This window comes from Hyunsoonleella jejuensis, from assembly GCF_900111025.1.
In the GTDB taxonomy this organism is placed as follows: Bacteria; Bacteroidota; Bacteroidia; order Flavobacteriales; family Flavobacteriaceae; genus Jejuia; species Jejuia jejuensis.
In genome coordinates, this window is record NZ_FOFN01000004.1 from 76,849 (window position 1) to 91,933 (window position 15,085).

Here is a 15,085-nt window from a genome sequence, read left to right on the forward strand (position 1 = left end):
TAAACAGAGCCGTTTTTAAAATCCTTTGATAATAAAACGCATAAAAAAGTATAGCGCCTATAACCCAATAGATATTTGCCCACCAGTGATTTTTCTCAAATTTTGTGCCTTTTAAAAAATATAAAAATTTATTTGGCCTTATAAAATAGTTATACGCACATAACAAATCTGCAAAGGCTATAAAAATTAAAAAATATATAAAATATTTAACTGGAGTTTTATTGTATTTCTTAAAATAAACTATTCCTGTTATTGCTGCTGAAAACTCTAATATGGTATATAAATAGAAGTTGTTATTTAGTAAAAAATCAATCAATACAAGAATAAATTAAATGCATTTAAGGGTATTCGTTTCCTCCTCCAGCTCCTCTATTTAGAGGTGGCGCTCCAGTATCCTCATCATCGCCCTGTAGACTTAAATTCAGGGTACTCCCTTTTGAAATATTTTTAATTCCCACTGGAGCAATAAACAAGGTGTTTCTATTTTTTAAGGCAGGATCTGGATTTTTACCATAATTTCCCATATACACTCTAATTCCGGTCATTTCAAAACCAAGGGAATCAGATTTAGCTTCGGCATAGTCTAGATAGTCCCGTACTTCACTTAAAGACCAACCAACATTAGTTATTTTCTTTCTAGACCCCTCTACTTCAATTGTTGAGTCTATTTCTGTTGGATTATTTTGTTGCCAGTTTTTAAACAACTTAGTGGCTTCGGCCACCGAAATAGTGTCTTTTGGAATTTTAATCTTGGTGTCTATGGCATGTATTTCTCCACCGGGTCTTGGGCAAAAGAAATAAGTTAACACTGCACCGATAATGAATCCTAAGATAATAGGTCCTAATTTTTTCATAAGTCATAAATTGGTTAATAATAGCTTGCTTAAAAATAGCAAAAAGATTTGATTGTGTGAGATTTCTTTTATTTTTTAGGTTGGAAACCCGAGCATCTCCCCCATTCCTACGGTAAACAACCATGAACCATATATCGCGTGCTCTATTGATACTAAGAGCGTTGACTTAGTCTTTTGATACGTTAAGGCAAATAAAATTCCTCCTAAAAATGTTAATGCTATTACTAGCGTATTTTTAAAAAACAAGTGTGCCATTGCAAAAATCACGGCATTTACAAATACCAATAATCTGTTTTGTCTAAAGAAAACACTATACCGTTTAAAGAAAAACGTGCGATAAATGAGCTCTTGCGGATACACCGAAAACAAGGCGTAAACGCACAATAAAATCAACCACTTTAGCGGTTTGTTAAGCAACACATAAAACAACGCTTCCTTATTGGTAAACCCTACAAATACCATTGTTATTATGGCAATGATTAAAAGCTTAATCATCGTTTGTTTCCAAAACACGCTCCAATTTAAATTTGGAGCTATTTTAAATTTTTGGTTTTCAACTTTTAAAAGCACATACATTACATATAGAAAACCAACAAAGCCAATACTTAACTTAATAACAGGATGATAAGCCAATGTGAAACTTACAGGAACTAAAATAAAAATAATAAAAAACTCAACGCCTCTATATACTCTTGTATGTATCAAAATCGTATGATGTTGGTTTGTTTTACTTCACTAATTACAAACATGCTATGCGTGCTACCAATATGGTTAATACGTGTCAGCTTTTTTACCATAAACTCCCGAAAAGTCGCCATATCCTTTACAATTACCTTTAAAAGATAGTCGTAATCCCCACTTATATGATAACATTCTAAAACTTCATTTAAGCTATTTACTTCTTTCTCAAAACTTACGACAAACTCCTGACTGTGCTGCAGTAGCTTTACATGACAAAACGCCACAAAATTTCTATCAATTTTCTGCTTATTAATTACTGCTGTATACCCATCAATAAACCCTTCTTTCTCTAGTTTTTTAATACGCTCATAAACGGCTGTAACAGAAAGCCCTAGCTTATTAGAAAGTTCTTTATTGGTTTGTTTACTATCCTTTTGAAGGTGTTCTAATAATGTTTTATCGGTTGCATCAAAAATCATGATTGAAAATTTTTCACAATAAGCTAATTAAAAATTAAAAATACTATTTATAAATCTAATAATTAATCTTTTATCAGTTTTATTTTCTAATAAATACAGATACTATTGATTTTATTTCTAATTATCACGAATTTAGTAATTTAAAGATAACATACTATGAGTTTCAAGCCAGCAAACAGCATTCAAGATTTACAGTACTTCGGAGAATTTGGAGGTGTAAATCCATCTATTTCAGATTCTTCAACCTATACATTTCTTTCAGCCAAAACCATGTTTGACACCTTTGAAGGAAATGCAGACGGATGCTATCTATACTCACGTCACTCATCACCCTCTAACCTGTATTTAGGGGAAGCCCTAGCTGCAATGGAACATACCGAAACAGCCAACGTTACAGCATCTGGAATGGGTGCCATTACCGCGGTTATGTTGCAATTATGCAATGCTGGAGACCATATTGTTTCAAGCAGAACTATTTATGGTGGTACATATGCGTTTTTTAAAAATTTTACCCCAAAATTTAATATTGAAACTTCCTTTGTTGATATAACGAAATTAGAGGCGGTTGAAGCTGCTATAACAAAACGTACGAAAGTGCTATACTGCGAATCGGTAAGCAATCCACTTTTAGAAGTGGCTGATATTAAAGGTTTAGCCGCTATTGCAAAAAAGTATAGTTTAAAATTGGTTGTAGATAACACCTTTTCACCCTTATCCATATCTCCAGCAATTTTAGGTGCCGATGTGGTAATTCATAGTTTAACGAAATTCATTAACGGCTCTAGCGATACTGTTGGTGGTGTAGTTTGCGGCACTCAAGAATTTATCAACGATTTACGAAATGTAAACGATGGTGCGGGGATGCTTTTAGGGTCCACCATGGATAGTTTGCGGGCTTCATCCATTCTAAAAAACCTAAGAACACTGCATATTAGAATGCAACAACACAGTAAAAATGGTATGTATTTAGCGGAAAGGTTTGAAAAAGACGGACTAAAAACCGTGTACCCCGGATTAAGCTCTCATCCATCCCACAATTTATTTAAACGTATGATGCATACTGAATATGGTTTTGGCGGTATGCTCACTATTGATGTCGGTTCTCTTGAAAAGGCAAACGAACTCATGGAACTAATGCAACACAAAAACTTGGGTTATTTGGCAGTAAGTCTTGGATTTTACAAAACCTTATTTTCTGCTCCTGGGACTTCAACATCGTCTGAAATTCCTGAAGAAGAACAAGCTGAAATGGGATTAAGCGATGGTTTAATTCGTTTTTCCATTGGGCTAGATGCCGATATTGAACGCACTTACAATATGATGCGCAAATGTATGACAGAGTTAAATATTTTGGTTAAAAAAACTACAGCTATTTAAATACCCTTTATTCTTTCCCAAAGCAATTGAAGAATATTACCTAGACTATCAAATTTGGGTTCAAAGGGCTTCATATTTAAACGGTTTTGGTCTTTAAACAATAACAGACTGAAAACAGAGGTATTCGGATTGTCTAAATCTAAAAGCGGGTAGCGTAAATCGTTATACTGATATTCGTTATCATTAAGCTTATAAATGCTATAGTAATTATTGCTAAACCATGCTAAACCCTTAATGTCATCATACGATAAAGGTGTTAAATCGCGTTGTTTAGGAACTTCCCTAAAGTTTAAAAACCTATTCTTAGTATCAAATAATGAATAATCCGCAACGTAATATGCAGTTTCTGTTTCAGCTATAGCATACCACAAAATATTGTTGAATATTGCCGGTTGCGTGCTAAATCGAGCTGCATTTATATTAGCATCTTTCAGAGATTTTCTGAATATAGTATCAATATATAATTTGTTTCCTAAGGTAAACAGCAAATACACTGAACTGATGCCTAACCCTAATTTTAGCCATAAACGCCGTTTATCTGAAGTTCTTTTGAAAAACATAACCCCTATCATACAAACTAAAAATGGCAAAGTATAAGCAGGATCTGCAACAGCTATATTGTTTAATGCTACACGATAATTACTAAATGGCGCAAATAGTTGCGTTCCATATGGTGTAAAAGCGTCTAAAATAGGATGTGTAAATAAAGACCAGAAGAACAATGAAATCCAGTCCTTTTGGGTGGTGGTTCCTCTTCGTTTTCCCAAATCATATAACTTGTGGACCAACCAGCCTAACAAAAACGCAGCTAAAATTGAAAACAATATAGAATGCATAAACCCACGGTGAAACAGCATAGCGTCTATTTCATTACCATAAAGCCAACTTCCAACCAATACGTCCAAATCAGGAATAGTGCCACCAATGGCGCCAAACAATAATGCTTTGTTGCCTATTTTTTTGCCAAGTACCGCTTCTCCACAAGCAGCACCTAAAACAATTTGAGTTAAGGAGTCCATTTCAATTTTAAATAAACATCAAAAGTAGGGAACTATTTTCCATTTGCATACCTAAAGTCAAAATCGTAACATTACGATACAAAAAAGGACCTATGAAAGACGAACAGAATATCTCTAAATTTAAAGCCGATAACCAAAATATTGTTGAAAATACCGAATTGAACATTTGGGAGGCTCTAATCCCATTATTTGCACTAGTAGGAATGCTGGCCTATAATGTTTTTGTTTTTGGAGATGATGCAATAAGTGGTTCTAATCAATTTATTCTGTTACTTGGTGCGGCAGTAGCGGCTATAGTTGGTTTTTACAATAAAGTATCCTATGCCATAATGCTTGACGAAGTTGCCGAAAGCATAAAATCTGCAACTGGAGCCATTCTTATACTTTTAATGGTGGGAGCGCTTGCCGGAACTTGGTTAATAAGTGGTATTATCCCGTCGATGATGTATTATGGTTTGCAAATTTTAAATCCCAATATATTTTTGGCTGCTTGTGTTATTATTTGTTCGATAACCTCCGTAGCGACTGGCAGTTCCTGGACTACTGCCGCCACTGTGGGTATTGCATTGATTGGCATTGGAGAGGCCTTGGGTATATCATTAGGAATGACTGCCGGTGCTATACTTTCAGGAGCCTATTTCGGAGATAAAATGTCACCGCTCAGCGACACTACTAACTTAACTCCAATAATGGCTGGAGGAGAATTGTTCTCGCACATCAAGTATATGACACTAACAACTGTACCAACTGTAATTATTACACTTGTTGTATTTACTATTATAGGTTTCACAATAGATACTAGCGGGATAACGGACACTTCGTCTATTCTAAAAACGATTGATTCTGCATTTAACGTTAGCGGCTGGTTATTCATTGTCCCGTTGGTACTTGTTTTTTTGATTGTAAAAAAAACACCTCCGCTTGTAGCGCTTCTCATTGGAACCCTACTTGGAGGCTTAGTTGCAATTATCGCGCAACCGGAAATTGTTAAAACAATATCAGGGGCGGACTCGCTTACATTCAAATCGGCGTACAAAGGCATTATGAATGCAATGACAGTGGATACTGCAATAAAAACAACTAATGAAAATTTGAATGAACTTTTCACATCTGGAGGAATGAGCGGAATGCTCAAAACCGTATGGTTAATTATTTGTGCCGTAGTGTTTGGCGGTGTAATGGACGCCATAGGTGCACTGTCAAAAATCAGTAAAGAATTACTAAACTTAGCCACAACAACCTTTGGTCTGTTTGCCAGTACGGTAATTAGCTGCCTAGCCATAAACGTTACGGCATCCGACCAATATCTTGCATTGGTTGTTCCTGGTAAAATGTTTAAAAAGGCTTACGAGGATAGAGGGCTCGCTCCTGAAAACTTAAGTAGAACACTTGAGGATTCAGGCACCGTAACCTCACCCCTTATACCATGGAACACCTGCGGGGCATACCACAGTAGCGTACTCGGTGTAAGTGTTTTCGATTATTTCTTCTATGCCATTTTTAATTGGTTAAGTCCTTTTATGACTCTTCTTTTCGCAGCCTTTAAAATAAAAATCAAGCAACTTTCAATTTCTAAATAAAGGATACCTTACCCATATTTACTCAAATTTGTCAAGTAGATAATTTTGAACTTAATTTTCTATGCATTTCTCAAAAAACAATACCGCTTTTTGAGGCCATACAGAAATGCTATTATCCGATAAACTTTTATAATTACGTTATATATAAACAGGTGATATGAAGCGCTAGTTTTGTCATGACCATAGAAAAGAAATAATCAAACTTTAAATAAAATAATTATGACCTTAGTAGGAAAAAAATTTCCAGATTTAAACGTAAATGCTATCAACGAATTAGGCGATACTTTTAAATTAAATGTATTAGAAGAAGCCGTAAATAATAATAAAAAAGTAGTACTGTTTTGGTATCCAAAAGATTTCACTTTTGTATGCCCTACAGAATTGCATGCATTTCAAGCAGCACTAGGTGAGTTTGAAAAACGCAACACTATTGTTATTGGTGCCTCATGTGATACTGCCGAAGTACATTTTGCATGGTTAAATACAGAAAAGGATCATGGAGGGATTGAAGGTGTAACGTATCCGCTTATAGCAGACTCTAACAGAAACCTGGCGTCTACCCTTGGTATTTTAGATATCACTAACGAAACTTATAACGAAGAAACCGGTGTTGTTACTGTAGAAGGTGATAACGTAACATACAGAGCTACATACATTATCGATGAAGAAGGTGTTGTACAACACGAAAGCATCAACAATATGCCATTAGGAAGAAACGTTGGTGAGTACTTACGTTTAATTGATGCCCTAACGCACGTACAAGAAAAAGGCGAGGTGTGTCCTGCAAACTGGGAAGAAGGAAAAGACGCAATGAATGCGAATAGAGATGGTGTTGCTGAGTATTTAGCAGCGCACGTAAACTAAAAACCCTTAAATATAATGATTGTCAATTCGAGTGAATTTTTCGATTGAAATGAGTAAAATTTGTATCGAGAATATTTCATTTATAATATTGTTCTCGATACAATTTCGATTACAAAAATCGAAATCACTCGAACTGACATTACGAATTTAAACAGTTATGCTAAAAGAATTAAATCAAGATAATTTACAAGACTTAGTTTCTGAAAATGATACGGTTGTTGTGCAATATTCTGCTACATGGTGCGGTAATTGTCGTATAATGAAACCTAAGGTAAAAAAGTTAGCTTCAGAATTAGAAGATGTAACTTTTATTATTGCTGACGCGGAAAAGTTTCCAGAAAGCAGAAAGCTTGCAACTGTTGATAATTTACCAACCTTTGCTACCTTTAAAAATGGTGCTTTTGTAAATCAAGTACAAACCAACAAGTTTGATGTTTTAAAAGACTTAGTACATGAAGTTACCAGTAATTAAGCATTTAACAAATTTTATAGAAGACAACGATGAGGATTTTGTTGTTGAAACTATTGAAACATTAGAAGCCTTAACAGAAGTACCCTCCTTAAAGGATGAGGAACTAGACGTTATTGGAGAACTCATCTCTAACATGTATGGCGCACTAGAAGTTAATAAAATGACCAAAGATGGTACGCCAAAAAAAGAAGCTTTAAACAGCTTTATGAAACGTGTTATGGGTTCTATTGACACCTAATTGAAAAAGAAAAATGTTATATCTAAAGCCGTCTCTTTTGAGGTGGCTTTTTTGTTTCTCCAAAATTGACTTTGTAAAAAATTTCAACTACCTTCGTTTAATGTCGGATATAAGCCCCTTGTGCTGAGCTTGTCGAAGTATTAAATAACGGCGCATATCCGTTAATACGTTGTGCTTCATTATTCTGAACACCAATGACCAATGATAAAATTCTTTAGAAAAATTAGAAAAAAACTACTCTCTGAAAATAAGTTCAGTAAATATATTCTGTATGCGATTGGCGAAATTATTCTTGTTGTTATTGGAATTTTAATAGCACTTCAAATTAATAGTAAGAAAGAAGAAATAAATAATAGAATAGTTGAGCAGTCTATCCTTAATAATTTAAAAGAAGATTTTAATAAAAACCAACAAGAAATTGAAGTATTAATATTTGCAAATAATAAATATCATCGCAATTTAAATAAGTTCATTGAAATTCTTAAGACGACTCCTAAAGATATAAAAGTTAAAATTGATGATACTTTGGCAATTGTCGCAATTGCAGCACCAACATATATTCCTACAACTTCAACTATAGATGTAATAATATCAACTGGAAAAATTGATTTAATAAAAAATGAGGAATTAAAAACTTTGATAAGTCGCTTTAAAAGAGAAGTCGCTGATTTAAGTGAAGACGAAAAGGATGTACGGATTTTGGCAAATATTCAAATATGTCCATTATTAGGACAAAACAGTGATATGATTGATGTGTATCAAAACACTTATCCTTATACAGTTGATAGGTTTAATAAGATTAAATTAAGTTCATCTTCAATGATATTAAATTCCAATTTATTAGGCTCGTTAATAGCTCAACGATTTTATTACAATAAAATGATTTTAAATGAGTTGAATAGTATTTCAGAAATGCAAAAAGAAATTCTACAACTTATAAATAGTGAAATTGATACTGAAGAATAAAAAAATAACGAAAGGCTAACAACGTATAAAATTAATTGCTAGTTCAAGCTTGCTTACGAAAATCCTAGCGGATTTTCTATACGATTTGATTTGCTAAATTAGGAACTTAAACACGCAACTAATCTTATACAAACACGTTAAACGAAACTCTAAAAAAGTCATTTCAACAATTCAATAACATCCCGAAACTTCTTTTCTTCAGCATAATCTATAGCTGTTTTCTCCTCATTATCTTTAATAGTAGCATCTGCATTATGCTTCAACAATAGTTCCACCATTTTAGTTTGTCCGTACATACTAGCGAAAATTAAAGATGTATATCCCAAATTATTTTGCGCATTAATGTTGGCGCCTTTTTTTAATAACAGTTTTGCCAAGGTTGTATTACCTTTAAAGGCTACACCAATTAATGCTGTATTGCTGGAACCATCAGTATCATCAACTGGGGCATTGTACTCTAAAAGCGTTTCAACAATATCTTTTTTATCAAAATAGGCTGCAAAAATTAGTGGTGTAAACCCTCTAGAATCTTTACCGTTTACCAAATTTGGATGTAGTTTTAACAAGGTTTCTACCCTATCTTTCTCTCCGGATTGTATAGCTCCGAAAAAATGTGTAATGTCATTCATAGTAATTCAAACATAAAACAAAATTGGGACAAACATTATAAAAACATTCATCCCAATTTCTACTATTAACCAACCAAACTATTTTAAATCAAATCTATCTAAGTCCATTACTTTCGCCCAAGCAGCGACAAAATCTTTAACGAATTTTTCTTCGCCATCGTTAGCACCATAAATTTCACAAACTGCTCTTAGTTCTGTATTCGAGCCAAAAATTAAATCTGCTCTTGTACCTTTAAACTTAAGCTCACCTGTGCTGCGATTACGCCCTTCAAAATGTGTTTCGGCAGGTGATGTTTCGCTCCACGTGTAAGTCATATCTAAAATATTCTTAAAGAAATCGTTCGATAAAACCCCTACTTTATCAGTAAAAACACCATAATCTGAATTATCAAAATTTGCTCCCAGCACACGCATACCTCCAACTAGAACGGTCATTTCAGGGATTGACAAGGTTAAAAGATTTGCTTTGTCGACCAATAAATCTTCAGCTTTTGCATCTACATTAGCATTTTGATAATTTCTAAATCCGTCTCCTACAGGTTTAAGGTAGTTAAATTGTTCTATATCGGTCTGCTCTTGCAACGCATCGCCACGTCCTTGAGTAAATGGAACGGACATATCGTATCCTGCTTTATTTAAAGCTTCTTCAATACCCGCGTTTCCAGCTAAAACAATTAAATCTGCAAGTGAAACATCGCCCTTGAACTCTTTTTGAATGCCTTTATAAACATTTAATACCTTATCTAATTCCTTTGGATTGTTCACCTTCCAACTACGCTGAGGCTCTAAAGCGATACGTGCACCATTTGCACCGCCACGTTTATCAGAATCTCTATACGTTGATGCAGAAGCCCATGCTGTTTTTACCATTTCTGAAATTGATAACCCAGAGGCTAAAACCATCTTTTTTAAGGATGTGATATCCGCATCGCTTAACGTATAATCTACTGCTGGAATAGGGTCTTGCCAAATTAAATCTTCCTGAGGTATTTCTGGTCCTACATATCTGTGTTTTGGTCCCATATCCCTATGGGTTAATTTAAACCAAGCGCGTGCAAACGCATCTTCAAATGCTTTATGGTCTTTATGAAAACGTTTAGAAATTTCTAAATACGCAGGATCGGTTTTTAGTGCAATATCAGCCGTAGTCATCATTAACGCCTGTTTACCTTCTCCCCCAGCTCTTGGAGCCATTTTTGCTTTAGACGCTTCAGTTGGTGTCCACTGGTGCGCACCAGCAGGACTTTTTGTTAATTCCCAATCGTAATTTAACAATACATCAAAATAATCAGCGTCCCATTGTGTAGGATTAGGTGTCCAAGCACCTTCAATACCAGATGTAATGGCATCTTCTAAAACGCCAGATTGAAATGTATTTTTCCAACCTGTGCTCATTTCTGCTATACTTGCACCATGAGGTTCTACACCCACATATTTACCAGGGTCTGCTGCACCATGAGCCTTTCCAAAAGTATGCCCTCCAGCCACCAAAGCAACTGTTTCTTCATCATTCATCGCCATGCGCCCGAATGTTTCACGTACATCATGTGCTGAAGCCATTGGATCTGGATGACCATCTGGACCTTCTGGATTTACATAAATCCACCCCATCATCACAGCTGCCAAAGGATCTTCCAAATCTCTTTTTGTAGGGTCCTTTTCACCATCGTATCGAGAGGCATTTTCACCCCATTCAGTTTCACTTCCCCAATACACATCTTGTTCTGGTTCGTAGATATCTTCACGTCCACCAGCAAAACCAAAGGTTGGGAATCCCATAGATTCTAAAGCCACATTACCAGCCAGAATCATTAAATCTGCCCAAGATAATTTGCTTCCATATTTTTGTTTAATTGGCCATAACAATAAACGTGCTTTATCTAAATTTCCGTTATCTGGCCAACTATTAATAGGCGCAAAACGTTGGTTACCTGTAGCTGCTCCTCCTCGACCATCTCCTACACGATACGTTCCTGCACTATGCCACGCCATTCGTATCATTAACCCACCATAGTGCCCGTAATCTGCTGGCCACCATTCTTGAGAATCTGTCATTAAATCAGTGAGATCCTTTTTTAATGCTTCATAATTAATACTCTCAAACGCTTTTGAATAGTCAAAATCTTTACCAAGCGGGTTATTTCTTGCATCATGCTGTCGCAGGATATTCAGTTTTAATTCATTTGGCCACCAATCGCGATTTTTTGTACCACCGCCAGCAGCCTGACTTTGTGAACCACTTAAAAAAGGACATTGGCTAGCATCAGAATTATTAATGTCAAATGCATCACCGTGAGGATTGTTGTTACTCATAGTTTATAGTTTTATGTTTTTAATTAATTTTCTTCTTTTTTGAATGTTATAAATTTAGTCAATAAAACAGCTAGTTGTATCCACAAAACATTTTTATATGTTATATTAAAATTGATAAAACTTATCATATATTACAAAACTATAGTTTTTACATATAATGATAGCAGCTTTAGGGTATGATACTAGGTATTCCGATAATAATTTCATAAAGATTTTTAATAATATCGTCTTAACATTTTAAATATTCTTAATTTAGACGACCTAATTAAAAAACAAAAAAAATGGCTAATATCACTTTAGGCGGAACGCCTGTAAAAACTTCTGGTGAACTACCATCAGTTGGTTCTCAGATTTCAGATTTCGAATTGGTGGCAATCGATTTATCTACAAAAACCCTTGCTGATTTTAAAGGCAAAAAATTGGTTTTAAATATTTTTCCAAGCGTAAATACGGGCGTTTGTGCTGCTTCCGTAAGACAATTTAACACAGAGGCCAGCGAACTAGACAATACAAACGTGTTATGTATCTCTAGAGATTTACCTTTCGCTCAGGATCAGTTTTGTGCAGCGGAAGGCTTAGACAATGTGGTGATGCTTTCTGACTTTAAAACAGGGAAATTTGGAAAGGACTATGGTGTGATGTTTGTAAGCGGTGGTTTTGATGGCCTGCTGTCTAGAAGTATTATTGTAACAGATACTTCTGGAAAAGTATTGCATACTGAACAAGTACCAGAAACTGGAGACGAACCAAACTACAAAGCGGCATTAGAAGCTTTACAGGATGCCTAAAAACGAATCCTTCTTGGTAAATCGCATAAAAAGTGTAGGATATGCACTTAAAGGCGCCTTATTACTTACTAAAGAGCCTAGTATAAAAATCCAGCTTGTTATTACTGTATTAGTAACTATAGCTGGATTTTATTTTGAAATTTCCAAAACTGAATGGCTTATTCAAATACTGGCTATTGCTTTGGTTATGGGAATTGAAGGCATAAATACCGCCATTGAAGAAATTGCCAACTTTATTCATCCGGAATATAATGCGAAAATTGGTTACATAAAGGACATTGCCGCTGGTGCTGTTTTTATTGCGGCTATTTCTACTTTTATAATGGGATGTATTATTTATATTCCTAAGATTTTTTAAAGTAATAATCCATCTAGGATAAACGTTAGTAATTTGTATTTTTGCTGAAACTAAATCCGCATAATGGCGAAACGAACCAAAACTAAAAAACCTACTAAATCTAAATTCAAAACACCAAGTTTTAAGTTGTCCAATCAACAAAAGCTCGTGTTTGGTAGTTTTTTAGTGATTTTTGGTATCATTCTTTGCGTTTCATTTATCTCTTTTTTCTTTACAGGTAAGGCAGATCAAAGTACACTTTCAAATTTTGCGTCACGCGATACCGAAGCACAAAATTGGTTGAGTAAAATTGGAGCATGGTTAAGCGATTTTTTTATTCACCGTGGTTTTGGTATCTCAGCATTCATTGTATCTGGTTTGGTTTTTTTATCAGGTATTTATGTATTGATGGACATCAACAGAGCAAAATTAAGAAAACATTGGTTCTGGGGGATTCTTATTATGATTTGGTGCTCTGTCCTTCTAGGATTTTTCGCTTCAAAAAACGATATACTCGGTGGCACTATTGGTTTTGAGGTAAATAGTTTTTTACAGGATTATATTGGGAAAATTGGCACTTCACTCCTATTATTGTTTGGACTAATTACTTATCTCGCAATGCGATTTAAAGTTACCTTTGATAGCTTTAAGCGCCTGTTTTCGTCAGCTAAAAACGATATAAAAAAAGAATTCTCTGATATACAAGACGATACCTTCGTTGTTGATAATAACCTTTCGGAAGAGGCAGAAGCAATAAAAACGGCGTTTGATATTCCTCTAGATGAAAAACCTGAAAAAAACCCCATAAAGCAACCAAAACCCGTCACAGAAGTTGCACCAATGGAAGTAAGCATTCCTGAATCTGAACCAGAAGAAGACACAGAGCTAGAAATTAAGGTGGAAGCGCTAACAGAAGAATTATCTGAAACCGATAATTTGGCCAATAAGTTGGTGGAAGATTTTGGACTGTTCGATCCTACGCTAGAGCTAGGTAATTATCAATTCCCTCACCTAGATTTATTAAAAAAGTATGATGCTGAAGGCATAAAAATAAATCAAGAAGAATTAGAGGAAAATAAAAACCGTATTGTTGAAACCCTTAGCAACTACAAAATAGGTATTGCAAGTATAAAAGCTACTATAGGTCCAACTGTTACACTTTACGAAATAGTACCAGACGCTGGTATTCGTATTTCAAAAATTAAAAATCTGGAAGATGATATTGCCTTATCGCTTTCTGCATTAGGTATTCGTATTATTGCACCAATTCCAGGAAAAGGCACCATAGGTATAGAAGTACCTAATAAAAACGCCACAATCGTTTCCATGCGCTCTGTGATAGCTTCCAAGAAATTTCAGGAATCTAAAATGCAGCTACCTATTGCACTGGGAAAAACCATTAGCAATGAAACCTTGGTAGTAGATTTGGCTAAAATGCCACATTTACTAATGGCAGGTGCAACCGGACAAGGAAAATCGGTTGGATTAAATGCTGTTTTAACTTCGTTATTATACAAAAAACACCCTGCAGAAGTAAAATTTATTTTAGTAGACCCGAAGAAAGTTGAGCTTACCCTTTTTAATAAAATTGAACGTCACTATTTGGCAAAATTACCAGATAGCGAAGAAGCCATAATTACTGATAATACTAAGGTTATCAATACCTTAAATTCGCTTTGTATTGAAATGGATAACCGCTATGAACTTCTTAAAAATGCCATGTGCAGAAACATTGCGGAGTACAACAAGAAGTTTAAGGCTCGTAAATTAAACCCTAACGACGGCCATCAATTTTTACCCTACATTGTTCTGGTAGTTGATGAGTTTGCAGATTTGATTATGACTGCAGGTAAGGAAGTGGAAACACCTATTGCACGTTTAGCGCAATTAGCCCGTGCCATTGGTATTCATTTAATTATTGCTACGCAACGACCTTCTGTAAACGTTATTACAGGTATCATTAAAGCAAATTTCCCAGCGCGTATTGCGTTTAGGGTAACGTCTAAAATAGATTCTAGAACCATTTTGGATGGGTCTGGTGCAGATCAACTTATTGGTCGCGGAGATATGCTATACACGCAAGGCAACGACATAATTCGCGTACAATGTGCCTTTGTTGATACGCCCGAAGTTGAAAAAATCACTGATTATATTGGTTCGCAAAAAGCGTATCCTGAAGCCTATATGTTACCCGAATATGTGGGTGAAGAAAGTGGCACAAGTCTTGATATAGACATATCAGACAGAGACAAGCTATTTAAGGATGCTGCTATCGTGATTGTAACAGCACAACAAGGTTCGGCCTCGTTATTACAACGAAAATTAAAACTAGGCTATAACAGAGCAGGACGCTTAATAGACCAATTAGAAGCCGCAGGCATTGTAGGTCCTTTTGAAGGTAGTAAAGCAAGACAGGTTTTAGTTCCAGATTTAGCCTCTCTAGATGAGCTATTAGAAAATGAAAATATTTAATTTTGTATTAAAGCAA

The 15,085-nt window shown here is 35.1% G+C and carries 15 protein-coding genes; 9 read left to right on the top strand and 6 right to left on the bottom strand.

What is annotated here, in order from left to right:
• Positions 1-338 precede the first annotated feature (338 nt).
• The 3 genes from BMY39_RS13140 to BMY39_RS13150 form a co-directional block, all read right to left on the bottom strand.
• A complete protein-coding gene (locus BMY39_RS13140) occupies positions 339-854 on the bottom strand; it encodes a hypothetical protein (RefSeq protein WP_092580457.1) in 516 nt (171 codons plus the stop codon).
• Positions 855-929: 75 nt separating this feature from the next.
• Entirely contained in the window at positions 930-1,559 is a 630-nt protein-coding gene (locus BMY39_RS13145; RefSeq protein ID WP_245738287.1) for a CPBP family intramembrane glutamic endopeptidase, read from the bottom strand.
• Complete coding sequence (locus tag BMY39_RS13150) at positions 1,556-2,014, bottom strand: Lrp/AsnC family transcriptional regulator (protein WP_092580459.1); 459 nt, start codon at positions 2,012-2,014, stop codon at positions 1,556-1,558. The genes BMY39_RS13145 and BMY39_RS13150 overlap by 4 nt, the downstream gene beginning before the upstream one ends.
• 156 nt (positions 2,015-2,170) lie before the next feature.
• Between BMY39_RS13150 and BMY39_RS13155 the strand changes: the two genes are divergently transcribed.
• Entirely contained in the window at positions 2,171-3,391 is a 1,221-nt protein-coding gene (locus BMY39_RS13155; RefSeq protein ID WP_092580461.1) for an aminotransferase class I/II-fold pyridoxal phosphate-dependent enzyme, read from the top strand.
• Here BMY39_RS13155 and BMY39_RS13160 read toward each other — a convergent pair.
• Positions 3,388-4,410, bottom strand: a complete 1,023-nt coding sequence (locus tag BMY39_RS13160) for a metal-dependent hydrolase (RefSeq protein WP_092580463.1) — start codon at positions 4,408-4,410, stop codon at positions 3,388-3,390. The genes BMY39_RS13155 and BMY39_RS13160 overlap by 4 nt on opposite strands.
• 92 nt (positions 4,411-4,502) lie before the next feature.
• Between BMY39_RS13160 and nhaC the strand changes: the two genes are divergently transcribed.
• From nhaC to BMY39_RS13185, 5 genes are all read left to right on the top strand, one after another.
• Positions 4,503-5,990: a Na+/H+ antiporter NhaC gene (gene nhaC / locus BMY39_RS13165; RefSeq protein ID WP_092580465.1), complete on the top strand. Its 1,488-nt coding sequence runs from the start codon at positions 4,503-4,505 to the stop codon at positions 5,988-5,990.
• A 219-nt stretch (positions 5,991-6,209) separates the two neighbouring features.
• Positions 6,210-6,854 carry a peroxiredoxin gene (locus tag BMY39_RS13170; protein ID WP_092580467.1) on the top strand — a complete coding sequence of 215 codons (645 nt, stop codon included), beginning with the start codon at positions 6,210-6,212 and terminating at the stop codon, positions 6,852-6,854.
• A gap of 157 nt (positions 6,855-7,011) precedes the next feature.
• Entirely contained in the window at positions 7,012-7,326 is a 315-nt protein-coding gene (locus tag BMY39_RS13175; protein WP_092580469.1) for a thioredoxin family protein, read from the top strand.
• Positions 7,307-7,564, top strand: coding sequence for a DUF6952 family protein (locus BMY39_RS13180; protein ID WP_092580471.1), 258 nt, complete (start codon positions 7,307-7,309; stop codon positions 7,562-7,564). Before BMY39_RS13175 ends, BMY39_RS13180 begins: the two co-directional genes overlap by 20 nt.
• A 201-nt stretch (positions 7,565-7,765) precedes the next feature.
• A complete protein-coding gene (locus BMY39_RS13185) occupies positions 7,766-8,530 on the top strand; it encodes a DUF6090 family protein (RefSeq protein WP_092580473.1) in 765 nt (254 codons plus the stop codon).
• Positions 8,531-8,688: 158 nt separating this feature from the next.
• On the opposite strand, the gene BMY39_RS13190 is transcribed toward BMY39_RS13185, so the two are convergent.
• Together BMY39_RS13190 and katG are read right to left on the bottom strand one after the other, a co-directional pair.
• Positions 8,689-9,159 (bottom strand): ankyrin repeat domain-containing protein, encoded by a 471-nt coding sequence (locus BMY39_RS13190; RefSeq protein WP_092580475.1) that lies wholly within the window; start codon positions 9,157-9,159, stop codon positions 8,689-8,691.
• Positions 9,160-9,237: 78 nt separating this feature from the next.
• Positions 9,238-11,472 carry a catalase/peroxidase HPI gene (gene katG, locus BMY39_RS13195; RefSeq protein WP_092580477.1) on the bottom strand — a complete coding sequence of 745 codons (2,235 nt, stop codon included), beginning with the start codon at positions 11,470-11,472 and terminating at the stop codon, positions 9,238-9,240.
• 281 nt (positions 11,473-11,753) lie between these two features.
• Here katG and tpx point away from each other — a divergent pair, with 281 nt between their 5' ends.
• The 3 genes from tpx to BMY39_RS13210 all read left to right on the top strand — a co-directional run bounded on the left by tpx (position 11,754) and on the right by BMY39_RS13210 (position 15,069).
• The gene (gene tpx / locus BMY39_RS13200) at positions 11,754-12,260 is read left to right on the top strand and encodes a thiol peroxidase (RefSeq protein WP_092580479.1); all 507 of its coding nucleotides are present in this window, start codon (positions 11,754-11,756) and stop codon (positions 12,258-12,260) included.
• Entirely contained in the window at positions 12,253-12,618 is a 366-nt protein-coding gene (locus tag BMY39_RS13205) for a diacylglycerol kinase (RefSeq protein ID WP_092580481.1), read from the top strand. The genes tpx and BMY39_RS13205 overlap by 8 nt, the downstream gene beginning before the upstream one ends.
• 63 nt (positions 12,619-12,681) lie before the next feature.
• On the top strand, positions 12,682-15,069 hold the full coding sequence (locus BMY39_RS13210) for a DNA translocase FtsK (RefSeq protein WP_092580483.1): 2,388 nt from the start codon (positions 12,682-12,684) through the stop codon (positions 15,067-15,069).
• Positions 15,070-15,085 lie beyond the last annotated feature (16 nt).